14 protein-coding genes and 1 pseudogene are annotated in these 14,492 nt (G+C 55.3%); 4 read left to right on the plus strand and 11 right to left on the minus strand.

Annotation, left to right across the window (positions count from 1 at the left end; all coding sequences use genetic code 11):
- Positions 1-15: 15 nt before the first annotated feature.
- The 6 genes from RGB73_RS22970 to RGB73_RS22995 form a co-directional block, all read right to left on the minus strand.
- Positions 16-1,077 carry a polyamine ABC transporter substrate-binding protein gene (locus RGB73_RS22970; protein WP_310765059.1) on the minus strand — a complete coding sequence of 354 codons (1,062 nt, stop codon included), beginning with the start codon at positions 1,075-1,077 and terminating at the stop codon, positions 16-18.
- A gap of 21 nt (positions 1,078-1,098) precedes the next feature.
- Positions 1,099-1,890 carry an ABC transporter permease gene (locus RGB73_RS22975; protein WP_310765061.1) on the minus strand — a complete coding sequence of 264 codons (792 nt, stop codon included), beginning with the start codon at positions 1,888-1,890 and terminating at the stop codon, positions 1,099-1,101.
- A complete protein-coding gene (locus RGB73_RS22980) occupies positions 1,887-2,741 on the minus strand; it encodes an ABC transporter permease (protein ID WP_396136128.1) in 855 nt (284 codons plus the stop codon). Before RGB73_RS22980 ends, RGB73_RS22975 begins: the two co-directional genes overlap by 4 nt.
- Positions 2,735-3,721: an ABC transporter ATP-binding protein gene (locus tag RGB73_RS22985; RefSeq protein WP_310765063.1), complete on the minus strand. Its 987-nt coding sequence runs from the start codon at positions 3,719-3,721 to the stop codon at positions 2,735-2,737. Before RGB73_RS22985 ends, RGB73_RS22980 begins: the two co-directional genes overlap by 7 nt.
- Before the next feature lie 185 nt (positions 3,722-3,906).
- Positions 3,907-4,842 carry a DMT family transporter gene (locus tag RGB73_RS22990; RefSeq protein ID WP_310765065.1) on the minus strand — a complete coding sequence of 312 codons (936 nt, stop codon included), beginning with the start codon at positions 4,840-4,842 and terminating at the stop codon, positions 3,907-3,909.
- Positions 4,843-5,092: 250 nt separating this feature from the next.
- Positions 5,093-7,228 (minus strand): ATP-dependent Clp protease ATP-binding subunit, encoded by a 2,136-nt coding sequence (locus RGB73_RS22995; protein ID WP_310765067.1) that lies wholly within the window; start codon positions 7,226-7,228, stop codon positions 5,093-5,095.
- A 262-nt stretch (positions 7,229-7,490) separates the two neighbouring features.
- Here RGB73_RS22995 and RGB73_RS23000 point away from each other — a divergent pair, with 262 nt between their 5' ends.
- The 4 genes and pseudogenes from RGB73_RS23000 to RGB73_RS23010 all read left to right on the plus strand — a co-directional run bounded on the left by RGB73_RS23000 (position 7,491) and on the right by RGB73_RS23010 (position 9,624).
- Complete coding sequence (locus tag RGB73_RS23000) at positions 7,491-8,039, plus strand: PadR family transcriptional regulator (RefSeq protein WP_310765069.1); 549 nt, start codon at positions 7,491-7,493, stop codon at positions 8,037-8,039.
- Positions 8,040-8,300: 261 nt separating this feature from the next.
- Positions 8,301-8,408 (plus strand): annotated as a pseudogene (locus RGB73_RS30660) (tetratricopeptide repeat protein); the annotation flags it as partial.
- 73 nt (positions 8,409-8,481) lie between these two features.
- Complete coding sequence (locus RGB73_RS23005) at positions 8,482-8,685, plus strand: hypothetical protein (protein ID WP_310765070.1); 204 nt, start codon at positions 8,482-8,484, stop codon at positions 8,683-8,685.
- 42 nt (positions 8,686-8,727) lie between these two features.
- Entirely contained in the window at positions 8,728-9,624 is an 897-nt protein-coding gene (locus RGB73_RS23010; RefSeq protein WP_310765073.1) for an ATP-binding protein, read from the plus strand.
- Positions 9,625-9,782: 158 nt separating this feature from the next.
- Here RGB73_RS23010 and RGB73_RS23015 read toward each other — a convergent pair whose 3' ends face one another.
- The 5 genes from RGB73_RS23015 to rbsD form a co-directional block, all read right to left on the minus strand.
- Complete coding sequence (locus RGB73_RS23015) at positions 9,783-10,436, minus strand: glycosyltransferase (protein ID WP_310765074.1); 654 nt, start codon at positions 10,434-10,436, stop codon at positions 9,783-9,785.
- Between the two features lie 223 nt (positions 10,437-10,659).
- Complete coding sequence (rbsB, locus tag RGB73_RS23020) at positions 10,660-11,610, minus strand: ribose ABC transporter substrate-binding protein RbsB (RefSeq protein WP_310765075.1); 951 nt, start codon at positions 11,608-11,610, stop codon at positions 10,660-10,662.
- Positions 11,611-11,643: 33 nt separating this feature from the next.
- A complete protein-coding gene (locus tag RGB73_RS23025) occupies positions 11,644-12,570 on the minus strand; it encodes an ABC transporter permease (RefSeq protein ID WP_310765076.1) in 927 nt (308 codons plus the stop codon).
- Entirely contained in the window at positions 12,560-14,065 is a 1,506-nt protein-coding gene (locus RGB73_RS23030; RefSeq protein WP_310765077.1) for a sugar ABC transporter ATP-binding protein, read from the minus strand. The genes RGB73_RS23025 and RGB73_RS23030 overlap by 11 nt, the downstream gene beginning before the upstream one ends.
- 28 nt (positions 14,066-14,093) lie before the next feature.
- Positions 14,094-14,489 (minus strand): D-ribose pyranase, encoded by a 396-nt coding sequence (rbsD, locus tag RGB73_RS23035; protein ID WP_310765079.1) that lies wholly within the window; start codon positions 14,487-14,489, stop codon positions 14,094-14,096.
- Between the last annotated feature and the right edge of the window lie 3 nt (positions 14,490-14,492).

Consider the following 14,492-nt stretch of genomic DNA (forward strand, 5'->3'; position numbering starts at 1 on the left):
CAGTCTCGTTTTCCTTTATCGGCCGCTCTTCATTTCTGTCCAGTAGCGGTCGTATTCCTGCAAGGTGTCCCCCACGTCTACCAGCCACTCGGCGCGGTCGATGTCGGCTTTGTCGAGGAAGATCATTTTGTTGGCGCGGTATTCTTCGCTGTGAAGCGGGTATGCTTTCTCGTTCGGGTTGCTGTAACCGATGGACTCGTAGTTTTTCACGCTGACCTGCGGGTCCATCAGGTAGTCGATGAACTTCTCCGCCAATTCCTTATGCTTGGCGCCTTTCGGGATGGCCAGAGTGTCTGCCCAGATCGTAGCGCCTTCTTTCGGAATGACGTATTCGACATCCGGATTTTGCGCGTGGATGAACGCGGCGTCACCGGACCAGACAGTACCGATCCATGCTTCTTCGGCGATCATCTTTTGCTTGATGTTGTCGGTATCGAACGCGACGACGCCCGGCACGAGCGTCTTGAGGTCGCCGAACGCCTTTTCCAGCTGGCCCTTGTCCGTAGTGCTGTTGGAGAAGCCGTTCTTGATCAGCGCCATGCCCATGACCTCGCGCGGGTCGTTCAGGAGAATCACGCGGTCCTTGTACTTTTCGTTCCACAAGTCAGCCCAGCTCGTAGGCGGCTCTTTCACGAACTTCTTGTTGTAGGCGATTCCCGTAATGCCCCACGTATAGACGACGGAGTGCTTGTTGTCCGGGTCAAACGGAGGTGTCGTAAACGTGGACACCATGTTTTTCATGTTCGGAATGTTTTCCTTGTTCAGCTCTTCCAGCAGACCCAGCTTGATCATCGTCGCGACCATGTAGTCGGACGGCTGGATCAGGTCGTAGCCGGATGCGCCCGCCTGAATCTTCGCCAGCATTTCCTCGTTGCTGCCGTATACGTCGTAGTTGACCTTGACGTTGTACTTTTGTTCAAAGTCTTTGATCACATCCGGATCAAAGTTGTCGGCCCAGCTGTAGATATTGAGCACTTGCTCTTCCTTCTGCTCGGACGAGGAAGACGAACAGCCTACGACCGTAACTGCGAGTGCGGCGGACAGAGCGCCGATCATGAGGGACTTCAATCGTTTCATTTTCTCCTCTCAACCTCCAAATCAGTATGTGATAGTTTTTGAATCCTTGCGTCGGAACAGCTCGGCGACGACCACGAGCAGCACGGTGCTCGCAATCAGCAGAGTAGACAGAGCGTTTACCTCGGGCGAAACGCCGCGTTTGACCAGGCCGTAAATGTAGAGCGGCAACGTCGTCGAATTGGGCCCTGCCACAAAGAACGAAATGATGAAGTCATCCAGCGACAAGGTAAAGGACATGAGAAAGCCTGCCACGACCCCCGGCATGATCAGCGGGAGTGTCACGTAGCGGAGCGTCTCCCACGGAGTGGCGCCCAGGTCCTGGGCCGCTTCCTCGAGCTCCTTGCCCATATCGGCGAGCCGTGCCGATATGATGACCATCACGTACGGCATGCTGAACGTGACGTGCGCCATGATCAGCGTAGCCTTGCCCAGCTCCATGTGAATCTGGCTGAACAGGACCAGCAGCGCCAGCCCCATCATGATTTCGGGGATGACGATCGGCAAGTAGACGAGGCCGTTTACTACCGTCCTCCAGCGCGCGGAGTAATGCTTGACCGCCAGCGAAGCCGCCGTACCGAGGACGGTCGCCAGCACGCTGCTGATGATTCCGATGCTGAGGCTGTTGCCCAGCGCCTGCATGACTTGCCTGTTGTCGAATAACGAAAGGTACCATTTCCATGTAAACCCGCTCCAGACGGCATTGATTCGCGAGTCGTTGAACGAGTAGATCATCAGGATGGCGATCGGCAAATACAGAAAGACCAGCATGAGCCAGGAGTACCCGGTCAGCGTGTGTCTGCGCCATGTTTTCATGCGGCTCCCTCCTTCGTCTCGCTGGCTTTCGTAGCCCGGAAGTACAGGAGAATGAGCAGCATGGACAGGAGCATCAGCACGATGGACAAGGCAGAGCCAAACGGCCAGTCACGCGCCGACAAGAACTGGTTCTGGATCACGTTTCCGATCAGGGCGGACTTCGCTCCTCCCATCACGTCCGGCACGACGAACATCCCGATCGACGAGACAAAGACGAGAATGGATCCTGTCACGACTCCGGACTTCGTCATCGGCAGCGTCACGTGCCAAAACGCTTTCCACGGCGTAGCACCCAGGTCGTAAGCGGCTTCGAGCTTGCGGCGATCCATCTGCTCCAGCGAAACATAGATCGGCAATACCATAAACGGTACGAGCGTGTAGACCATCCCCAGCAGCACCGAACCGGAATTGTACAGGAGCGGAAGCGGCTCCGTAATGAGGCCGAGCGACTCCAGAATCGTGTTGACGACCCCCTGGGATCGCAGGATGATCACCCAGGCGTACGAACGGACCAGAAAGTTGATCCAGAACGGGATCATCACAAGAAGCAGCCAGATTTGCTGCACCGACCGATCCAGGCGGGAAATGTAGTAGGCTAGCGGATAACCGAACAAGATCGACAGGACCGTGGTCAGCACCGCGACGACGAGCGTATCCCAAAAGATTTGCCCGTACAATGGATCGAGAATGCGAATGTAGTTGTTCATCGTAAACTCGTAGACAACTTGTCCGTACGTTCCTCTTTTTAAAAAGGAAAGGACAGCGATCAGCAGCATCGGCACGACGAAGAGCGCAAAGAGCCACACAAGGGCCGGAAGCGCAAGGATTTTGACCGGCTTTTTGTTTAGCAAGGCAAAATCACCTCGTCTGCCTGTGACCAGCCGATCGCCACGCGGTCGTCCACCTGCCAGTCGAGGCCGTTGCCCGCATATTGGTGGGCCATGACCGTCATATCCTGTCCGTCCAGACGGATAAACACCTTCCGCAGGTTGCCCAGGAATACCGCATCGGTAATCGTCCCCGTGCAGCGGTGCTCGGTGGCATCGGAGTCGGTCCGATACAATTTGATCTTCTCCGGACGCACGGCGCTGCAGGTGTCGCCTTGGCGAAAAATGTTGTTCTCCCCGATGAAGGTCGCGACAAACAGCGTCTGCGGCTTGTTGTAAATCTCTGCCGGCGAGGCGATCTGCTCGATCCGGCCCTTGTTCATGACGGCGATCCGATCTGACATCGCCATCGCCTCTTCCTGGTCATGCGTTACGTAAATAAACGTAATTCCCAGGTTTTTCTGCAAGTTTTTTAGCTCGAGCTGCAAGCTTTTTCGCAATTGGTAGTCAAGCGCTCCGAGAGGCTCGTCCAACAGCAGCACGCGCGGGTTGTTGACGATGGCGCGGGCGATGGCCACCCGTTGCTGCTGGCCGCCGGACAGCTGCTTCGGCGTGCGCTTTCTCAGCTCCGTCAATTGGACGTACCCCAGCACTTCTTCCAGCCGCCGCTTCTGCTCGGCTGCGTTCACTTTCTTCATTTTCAGCCCGAACAGGATGTTCTGCTCCACATTCATGTGCGGAAACAGCGCATACTGCTGAAACACCATGTTCATGTCGCGCTGATAGGGAGGCACGCTCCCCAGCGGTTTGCCGTCCAGGAAAATGTCCCCTGCCGTCGGTTCCTCGAAGCCGGCGATCATCCGCAAAAGGGTTGTCTTGCCGCAGCCGCTCGGACCGAGCAACGTCAAAAACTCCCCTTCTTCGATGGAAAGGGAAAGCGGCGGGACTACGACGGCCTCGGCGAATCTTTTTTCGATTGTATCCAGCTGTATGATAGTTTTCATTCGGTCATCTCACCATATGTCATAATACTCATAGCAATCTAGGTTACTATATCGAATATGTTCGGTTTTGTAAACAGTTTCACCCGTACTCGCTTCAATTTTTCCTCGATCCAAAGGCGGACTTCCGTACAAAAGCAGCCGGGCAGTCGCATGACGATAGGCCCGGCTTTTTTATGCGTCTTTTCTTATATCGATCCAGAAGCCTCCTCGGCTTTCCGTTTCCCCGATTTCATACCGAAGTAGTTCGTCCCGATTACCCCTGCCACGATCAAGACCGCTCCAACCACATGGTAGTAAGCCAGGCTCTCTTGCAGAAACACTACTCCCGCCACAACGGTGACCAGCGTCGACAAATTGCCCAGGACGCTCAGCCTGGACGCCTCCATCTTCGCCAGCGCGAAATTGTTCAGAAACGAAGTGACGAGCGACGATAAAATGCCGAGGAACAAAATCGAGACGACGAAGCGCGGATGCTGAAACGGTTCAAAAAACTGCCCCCACGTGCCGTCCGCCAGGTGACGGGCGACTGCCCAGACGTTGAAGAACAAAAATCCGATGAGCGCGACCGCAAATGTCATGTCAATAAAATGAAACGACCTCGTAAGCCTTCTCGCCAGCACGCTGTAACCGGACATGGACAGGGCCGACAGAAGGATCAGAACGGTCCCGAGGGCGTTTCCCCCGAACGAAGCGCCCTTCATGAGAAAAATAAACACGACGCCCGCCACGGACAACAGGGTAGATGCTTTTTGCAGCCAAGACGACGTCTCCTTTAAAAACCAGCTGGCCAAGAGCAGCGTAAAGATCGGAACGGTCGCCTGAATGATCCCTGCCTCGGACGAAGTCGTATAAAGAAGGCCGAACGCTTGCAGCGCAAAAAATAGCGCAGGATACAGAACTGCGAGCGGCAGAAGCGCCCCCATTTCTCTCGGCCTGATCGAAAGCCGCACCCAGCCGGATAAAACGGGAATCAAGGCCGCAACAAACGACAAAGTAAAACGGTGCGCCAGCGTATCGACCGGATCGGCGACGGTCAGCGCCATCTTTACGAAAATGAACGACAGGCCGACGATGACGGCATTGAGAATCGCTGCGACAACGGCTTGCTTGGTTTGGGACATACGTGAATTCTCCTCTCGACAGATCAGACAAACTTTACCAGAAGTCCTTCCTCTATCATAAAGGGCCGGCACCCTCCCTTCCATGCGAAAATCGACGAACTGTTCCGATACAGTTTGGGCAGGCGGCGTCTCGCTGGAGGATGATCATTCGGTCTGGCCGGCTTCGGGAAAACTCGTGTCAACGGGCAGAAAAAAAGAGGATTCGCTAATGCGCGAATCCTCTTCAAAGGTTGTGGCTCTGTGTCTTCTATTAGGCTTCCTTGGACACGTGAATCGCATCGTCGACAACTTCGACACGGATTCGTTTGACCTCTTCCTCGTCCATGAGCAGATCGGCGATGCCGTCTTCGACGTGTTGCTGGATGACCCGGCGCAGCGGTCTTGCCCCGAAAGCCGGATGGTATCCTTTTTCGGCCAGCAGCGCTTTCGCTTCGCCGGTGATGCTCAGCTCCATGCCTTGCTCTTTCAGGCTGCCGATAACATCCTGCATGAGTACATCCACGATTTTCACCAGGTCTTCCTTTTGCAGATGGTTGAAGGCGATGATCCCGTCAAAACGATTGAGAAACTCTGGTCGGAAATAAGCGCCCAGCGAATCGAGAACAGTCGTTTGCTCGGGTTCTTTGGCGCCGAAGCCGACGGAAATTTTCCGCTCGCTCACACCCGCATTGCTCGTCGCGATGATGACGCTATCCTTGAAAGTGACGGTGCGCCCTTGGCTGTCGGTCAGTCGGCCGTCCTCCAGGATTTGCAGGAACATATGCTGTACGTCCGGGTGTGCCTTCTCGATCTCATCCAGCAGGATGATGCTGTACGGATTGCGGCGGACACGCTCGGTCAATTGTCCGGCTTCCTCGTGGCCGACATACCCTGGCGGAGAACCGATCAGTTTGGAGACGGAATGCTTCTCCATGTATTCGCTCATGTCCAGACGAATCATCGAGTCGCGTGTGCCGAACAGCTCCTCGGCCAATGCGCGTGTCAGCTCCGTTTTCCCTACGCCGGTCGGACCGACGAACAGGAAGGAAGCAATTGGTCTGTGCTTTGGCTTCAGACCTGCGCGGCTGCGGCGGATCGCCTTGGCGACCTGTGTGACTGCCTCCGTCTGGCCGATGACCTTTTGCTGCAAATGCTCGGCGAGATGCTTCATTTTCGCCTGCTCGTCCCGCTGCAGCTTTTTCACCGGGATACCTGTCTTCTGTTCGATGATTTCCTGAATGTCCTCGACGCGGACGACCGCGCGCGCTTCTTCGCTGTCCAGCCTATCCAGCCGCTCGAGAATGCCTGCTTCTTCATCGCGCAGCTGGGCCGCACGCTCGTAGTCCTCAGCCTGGGTCGCCTCCTGTTTTTGCGCGGCGATCTGCTTCAATCGCGCCTGCAGCTCCTCCTTGTCCCCGGTAACCGCACGGAGGTTGATCTTGGAGCCCGCTTCGTCCATCAGGTCGATGGCCTTGTCAGGCAGGAAGCGGTCCTGGATGTAACGGTGCGAGTATTCCACGCAAGCCGCGATTACCTCGTCCGGGTACGACACTTGGTGGTACGCTTCGTACTTCGGACGCAGCCCTTGCAAGATCATGATCGCTTCCTCGGCGGTAGGCTCTTTGACCATAACCGGCTGGAAACGGCGCTCCAGAGCCGCGTCCTTCTCGATGACGCGGTATTCCTTCAAGGTGGTTGCCCCGATGACCTGCAGCTCGCCGCGGGCCAACGCAGGCTTCAGAATGTTTCCTGCGTCCATGGAGCCCTCGGCCGATCCCGCTCCGACAAGCAGGTGAAGCTCGTCAATGAACAGAATGACGTTTTTGCGTCTTTGCAGCTCCGCGATGACCTGTTTCATTTTCTCTTCAAACTGGCCGCGAATGCCGGTGCCCGCGACAAGCGACGCCACGTCGAGCGTATACACGATTTTGTCCTTCAGCTTGGACGGCACACTGCCTTCCACGATGCGAAGGGCCAGTCCTTCGGCAATCGCCGTTTTCCCTACCCCCGGCTCCCCGATCAGGACCGGATTGTTTTTGCCGCGGCGGTTCAGGATCTCGATCACGCGGTCGATCTCTTTGTCCCGTCCGATAACCGGATCGATCAGGCCGGCGCGTGCCGCATCGTTCAGATTGCGTCCCAGGCCGTCCAGGATGCCTCCACGGTCGGCGGCAGGAGCTGTGGGGCCTGCCTGTGCCCCCGGATTCATGGAGCCTTTCGCGAACCCTTGCAGGAAGTCATCCAGCCCGGAAAACGAAGAGAACGGGCCGAAATTCATGCCAATCCCGATTTTGTTCGAAAGCTTGGAATGGCATTCATGGCACAGATAATGCTTTTGCTGTTTGCCTTGCACTTGTATATTCAAAAACACGGTCGCGTTGCGTTCTTTGCATACTTCACACTGCATAAACTCTTACCCCCTATACAGCGATTGAATGAATTGGAGTAGCGCCCCTGCGGATGGGTAAAAATAGAGATGCCATCCCGAAAGGCCGGGCGCTCATTACGTTTGACCTTCATTGACCTTTCGATGTCTTTATTATAGTTTGACCATCTTTGACTTTCAAGAGGAAATCGTTAGGAAACGTACTGTCATGCTGAGTATTGCTTCGCTACTTGTCCCTTCCTATAATAGTCTTGAGAGACAGAACGTCAGGGGGCCTTTTCCATTGAATACACTCGCGTATGGACTTCTTGGGCTGGTGGCCCGGACACCCAGTTCCGGCTATGATTTGATGCTCCAGCTCCAACCTTATTGGCAAGCCAAACACAGTCAGATTTACCCGCTTCTCGCCAAACTGGAACAAGAAGGGTACATGGAGTTCACCCGTGTTCACCAGACAGATCGGCCGGATAAAAAAGTGTATTCCATTACGGAAAAAGGAGAAATTGCGCTGAAACTGTGGCTCGCAGAACCGACAGCCGAGCCGGTCGTCCGGGACGAGCTCGTATTGAAAGCGTACTGCCTGCAGCTCACGGACGATCAGAAAGCACGCGACCTGTTCATGGAGAGGATCGAACACTGCCAGGAGCAAATGCAAATGTACGAGCACATCATGTCGGAAATGGAGCAGCAGCTGGACGGAAAGCCCGACCATCCGGATCACCCTGCCTTTAGCGACTATATTCTATTGTCCTGGGGGCGCCGCCGGATGAAAGAAGACATCCTCTGGTGCGAATGGGTGCTGGATTTGCTGAAGAAAAAGGAAGCCGAATAATACGCATTGCCACAAGCCTTTCCTCCCCGCGAAGACGTACGGAGACGAGAGGCTTCTTTTTTTTTCGCAACGAGCTGTTACTATTTTCCATTATTTATCCGATAATCAAAAAATAGGCGAATCGGGAGAACCGGTTCGCTAGAGAAAACAGATGGGGGAAAGGAGGGATAGAGTGGCGGAAGCAGATAGCTTGCAGGAAAAAAGTCTCTACAAGCTGGAAAAACAAATCGAAGTTTTATACGACCTGGAGAAGACCGAGTGGTGCTGGAAACGGTAAAGGCAGCGCTCAGCATCGATCCAAACAACCTGACTGCCCTCTATTATCTCGGTCGTACATACCGCAAATTGAAAAGGAATGAGGAAGCGCGGGAAATTGCCGGAAGGCTCCTGGAACTGGACGCAGAAAATCCGACCTACCACGCCTTTATGGGCACGATCCTGGATGCTATGGAGCGCTACGAGGAAGCTGGAGCTGGAATGGCACGAGACGGCACTGGATTTGCTGGAAAACGAGCCGCCCTGGGCTTACGGACTCTTCGTGCTCTCCAAATGCCGCTACGCCGCTGGAGACTATGAAGAGGCTCTCCGGTCGTATCAGGAGGCGATCGGTCCGGACCCCGACTTGGCCGAGGAAGACTACCATTAGGAGCTCCTCACCGTAACGGACAACGGCAAGGTCAAATTAAAGGTGGTCGAGCTGGATGCACATCGGCGCCACGACACGTTCGTCCGCCCCACGATCACGTTTGCGGATATCGGCGGCATGGAGCGTGTAAAGGAAAACATCCGGGTCAACATCATTTTTCCCATGCAGAATCCCGAGCTGTTCCAAGCGTACGGCAAAAGCGCAGGAGGCGGGATCTTGCTATACGGCCCTCCCGGCTGCGGGAAGACATTCATCGCCAAGGCGACGGCCGGCGAATGTCAGGCCCATTTTACCACCATGGCCATTACCGATATCCTCGACATGTACATCGGGGAAAGCGAAAAGAATTTGCACGAGATCTTTGAAAAGGCCCGCCTGCGTACGCCCTCTGTCGTATTTATCGACGAAATCGACGCTATTGGCGGCAACCGTCACAACATGCAGAACAGCACCAGCCGGATCTTGACCAACCAGCTGCTGGTCGAGATGGACAGCACACAAAACAACAATCGCAACCTGCTCGTCATCGGCGCGACCAATACCCCGTGGTTCGTAGACTCGGCGCTGCGCAGGCCGGGCCGCTTCGACCGCATTCTCTTCATTCCGCCTCCCGATCTCGAAGCGCGTACGGAAATTCTCCAGCTGCACATGAAAGGCAAACCGGCGGAAGCGATCGATTACCAATCCATCGCCCATCAGACGAATCGCTACTCCGGGGCCGATCTGAAGGCGGTCTGCGACATTGCCAGCGAGAGCGCGATCAAGAGGGCCATGGCGACCGGAAAAATCGTTCCCGTCACGACGGATGACCTGATCAATGCGCTGCGAGTCGTCAAGCCCTCTACCATCGAGTGGCTCAACACGGCGAAAAACTACGCGACCTACGCCAATCAAAGCGGCTTGTACGACGATATTCTCGAATATTTGCAAAACAGCTAGCATGTGCTCCCATTCCCTTGTGGAAGGAGCTGGGGGCAGAGTAGCTGCAACTGGGTTCCATCCGCTTCCATTCTCCTAAAAGAAGAAGCCTTCCCTCTTCTTTTATGAAGACCGGGAAGGCTCGCAGCGGAGCTTGAAAGGATCGCCCCTGCCTTCGCTTAAAATTTTTCCGGAAACTGTTTGACGATGCCGTCTGTCAGGATGTCCGCCAAATGAATCATATGGATCTCGTTTTTGTCGGTTGCGGCAATATCCGCTTTCCAGTCTCCTTTGAGGCAGGCAACGACAATTTCCGTAATGAGCTGAAGGTGGGTATACAGCATATCTTGCAGGGTTTTAAACGGCCAGTTCGGATTTGCTGCGCTTAAAAATTTGGCGATATCGTCGGCGTTTCTATGCCAATCCGCCTCCAGCTTTTTCACATCCGCCTGATTGCCCGCTTTGGCAGCCGCCACAATTTTCCCTGCGATGAGAATATGCTCTCTCAGAAGATCAGCCAGCTTATTGCCGGCGGCTTCCCCGTAATAAGGCTTGATCACATTCCCGATGTCCTGCTGGTTCCGCAAAAGCCGGTCCAATACGTCCTTTTGATCTGCACGGTTCGATATGGCGCTGACAATATAGCTTCTGGTCCATATGGTATGGTCGATCCAAACCTTCTGCATATCCGTTTTCAGCTGCACCATTTTGGGACTTAGGCAAACCGGATCCTTCTTCCCGCCCTCCTTCGCTTGCACGGATCCTATTTCGGACGTCATGGTAAATATAAGCGCAAAAGTTAACAGAATCGCCAGCCATCGTTTGTTTTTCATCGTCTTCTGCTCCTCTGTACGTTTTGAAATCAAACAGGCTGTTATATTATGGTTACATTATCCGATTTTATACAGAGGACTGGGCCGAGCCATAAAGCAGGCTGCCTGCCGGTTGCCTAAGCAGCCGCGTGATGGCCGTGCACACAGTAAAAAACCTCCGCTTGAACGACTCAAGCGGAGGCTGTATTTTCAATCATGCTCTTCTATTTGCTTTCCAACAAGCTTACTTCTTCGTCACCAGTTCCAGATCAACCGGAATGTTGGCATCGACTTGCTCGCCTTTGGCGACTTTCAGTGCTGTTTGTACAGCTGTTTCCCCGATCGCAGCAGGTTTTTGGGCGACGGTTGCGCCCATTTTTCCGTCGTTCACAGCTTTGACAGCATCGTCCGTAGCGTCGAAGCCGACGACGAGGATGTCTTTGCCTGCCGCTTCGATGGCTTGCAGCGCACCCAGGGCCATTTCGTCGTTGTGGGCGAATACAGCCTGGATGTCTTTGTTTCCTTGCAGGATGTTTTCCATGACGGACAGACCTTTTGCACGGTCGAAGTCAGCCGGCTGGGAAGCCACCACTTTTACGCCATCTTTGTTGTCGACAGCTTCGTGGAAGCCTTTTCCGCGGTCGCGCGCTGCGGAAGTGCCCGCGATCCCTTGCAGCTCGACGATGTTGCCTTTGCCGCCGAGTTTTTCCAGGATGAAGTCGCCTGCCATTTTGCCGCCTTTTGCGTTGTCGGATGCGATGTGGGAAACCACTTTTCCGCCTTCAGCCGCGCGGTCAACGGTAATGACCGGGATGTTGGCCTTGTTCGCTGCTTCCACCGCCGTCACGATGGCCGCGCTGTCGGTCGGGTTGATCATGATGACACTTACTTTTTTCTGGATCAGGTCCTCTACGCCGCTGATTTGTTTCGCGGTGTCATCCTGCGCGTCTACGACGAGCAGCTCTGCGCCCGCTTCTTTTGCAGCTTTTTCCGCCCCTTCTTTCAAGGAGACGAAGAACGGGTTATTCAATGTGGAGACAGCCAGGCCGATCGTCACTTTGCCGCCTGCGTTTCCACCTGCGTTGCCTGCCGATTGCTCAGGCGCCTTGTTTTCCAGACTCGAAGAAGTCGAACAGCCTGCCAGTACCCCCAGCGCCAGCGAAGAAGCCAGCACCATTTTCCAAACCTTTTTCATGCGATTCCATCCTCCTTAATTTCTGCTCTGTTTTTATTTATTTGCTTTAGACCGGTCCAAGAGTACTGCGATGAGAATGACTGCCCCTTTGACTACCGACTGGTAGAAAGAGGAGACGTTCATCAGATTGAGACCGTTATCTAACACACCGATGATCATCGCACCAATCAAGGTACCGACGATCCAGCCGCGCCCGCCGGACAGGCTCGTGCCGCCAAGAACTACTGCGGCGATCGCGTCGAGCTCATAGGATGTCCCTGCAGTTGGTTGGGCCGAGTTCAGGCGGGAAGTAAGGATGATCCCGCTGAGTGCCGCGAACAGACCGCTGATCGAATAGACCAGCACTTTTACCTTGCCTGTGCTGATGCCCGACAGCTTGGTCGCTTCCTCGTTGCTACCGAGCGCGTATACATGCCGCCCGAAAGTCGTATGGCGCAAGATGAAATAGAGAATGGCAAAAGAAACGAGCATCCAGATGACCGGCATCGGAATTTCCAGGAAGAACCCTTTCCCCAGCAAGGCGAAGTCCTGGTTGAGTCCGGTAATCGGTCTTCCCTCGGTGTAGACGAGGGTCAGTCCGCGGAAAACGGTCATCGTCGCCAAAGTCCCGATAAACGGAGCAACTTTTCCTTTCGCGACAATCACGCCGTTGATCGCCCCCATGACCACACCGGCGAGCAGGCCGATCAAGACGGCGAGCCAGGTGTCCATGCCCCCGGTCATCAACCCGGCCGTAATGGCGCTGGAGAGGGCCAGCATGGAGCCGACAGACAGGTCGATCCCGCCAGTAAGAATGACGAAGGTCATCCCGAAGGCTATCAGCGCGTTGATAGAAATTTGGCGTAACACGTTGAAAATATTGCTGATGGTCAAGAAGTCGCTGTTGATGATGGACAGGACGATGACGATCAAGGCGAGCCCGAGAAGCGGGCCCATTTTCTGCAAAACTTTAAACCGCATGGCTAGTCCCTCCCGTCGCCGCATACATAATCAATTCCTGTGTAGCTTCCTCGCGGGTAAACTCACCGGTGATGCGGCCTTCGTGCATCACCAGCACGCGGTCGCTCATTCCCAGTACCTCCGGCAGCTCCGATGAGATCATCAGGATGGCCACCCCTTCCTGCGCGAGTCGATTCATGATGTCGTAAATTTCCTTTTTCGCGCCGATGTCCACCCCGCGCGTCGGCTCGTCCAAGATCAGGATTTTCGGTCGGGTCGCCAGCCATTTGCCGATGACGACCTTTTGCTGATTCCCGCCGGACAGCGATCCCACGATCTGCTCCCCGCCAGCCGTCTTGATGAACAGGCGGGAAATCGCGTCGTCTGCCAGCGCCTGCTCCTTGCCTGGCTGCATGACGCCCAGCGACGAGACTTTCTCCAGATTGGGCAAGGAGATGTTTTCCCGCACCGAGAGCGAAAGAACCAGCCCTTCCTCTTTGCGGTCCTCCGTCACGAGGGCGATCCCGGCCGAGATGGCGTCGATCGGCTTCGTGACACGAATGGGCTTTCCGTCCACGTAAATTTGCCCTTCCCGTACCTTCTCCAGACCGAACAGCGCTTTGGCCATCTCCGTGCGCCCCGCGCCCATCAGGCCGGCCACTCCGACGATCTCGCCGCTTTTCACGGTAAACGAGATGTCCGACAGCTTGCCTTTGACGCTCAAATGCTCGACGCGCAGCCGCTCTTCGCCCCACTTGACGTCTGCTTTCGGGAAGCGGTCGGTGATTTCGCGGCCGACCATCATTTTCACCAGTTCATCCATATCGGTATGAGCGGTCTCGACCGTTCCCACGTATTGGCCATCGCGAAGCACCGTGATCCGGTCGCTCACCTGGAAAATTTCCTCCATCCGGTGCGAGATGTAGATCATGCCGACGCCCTTTTCCTTGAGCGACGCGATTACTTCGAACAGGGCGTCGATTTCCCGATTGGTCAAGGCCGCTGTCGGCTCGTCCAAAACGAGAATGTCTGCCTGCATCGAAAGCGCTTTCGCGATCTCGATCATCTGCTGCTGCCCGACGGACAACTCGCCGACCGGCGTATCGGGATCAAGGCTGATCGCCAGCTGGTCCAGCCAGCGCTTCGTCTCCTTCCGCATCCTGCCCCAGTTGACGAACCCCGACTTGCCGTACGTATACTCGCGGCCCAGAAAAATGTTTTCCATGACGGTCAGATGCGGAATCAGGTTCAACTCCTGGTGGATGATCGCAATCCCGCGGCTGGCAGCGATGTCAGGCGTCATTTTCTCCTGCACCTCGCCTTTGACGACGATCGTTCCCGCATCCCGCTCGTAAATGCCCCCGAGGATTTTCATCAGCGTGGATTTGCCTGCTCCATTCTCCCCCATCAAGGCGACCAGCTCGCCGCCCTTCAGGTTCAGCTGGACATCGCTCAGCACCTTGACCCCCGGGAACGACTTGCTGATTCCTTTCATCTCCAATAGGAATGCTGACATGTACTCTCCCTCCCTTCGCTATGCGTTTTTAGAACGTCACGCCTGCTTGCAGGATCACATTCGCATAGGGCGTGCACTCGCCCGTGCGAATGATGGCTTTGGCTTCTTTCGTCAGCTCTTTGAACTCTTCGTGACCGACGCTGGACAGATCCGCTCCCGCCAATGTCCCTTCCAGGCGGGCCAGCGCCGCGGGCTGAGCCGTCTTCAGCTCATCGGCGAATATCGCCCGTTCGACCTGCATCTCGGTCAAAACCGCTTCCAGCACGTCAAAAAACGAGGGCAGCCCGGGAACGACAGCCAGATCGATGCGGGTCACCTGATCCGGAATCGGCAGGCCGGCGTCGCAAATGACGATCCGGTCCGTATGTCCCAGCCGGCTGATGACCGACGAGATTTCGCTATTCAAAATGCCTAGTTTTTTCATGAT

It is taken from the genome of Brevibacillus brevis, from assembly GCF_031583145.1.
GTDB lineage: Bacteria > Bacillota > Bacilli > Brevibacillales > Brevibacillaceae > Brevibacillus > Brevibacillus brevis_E.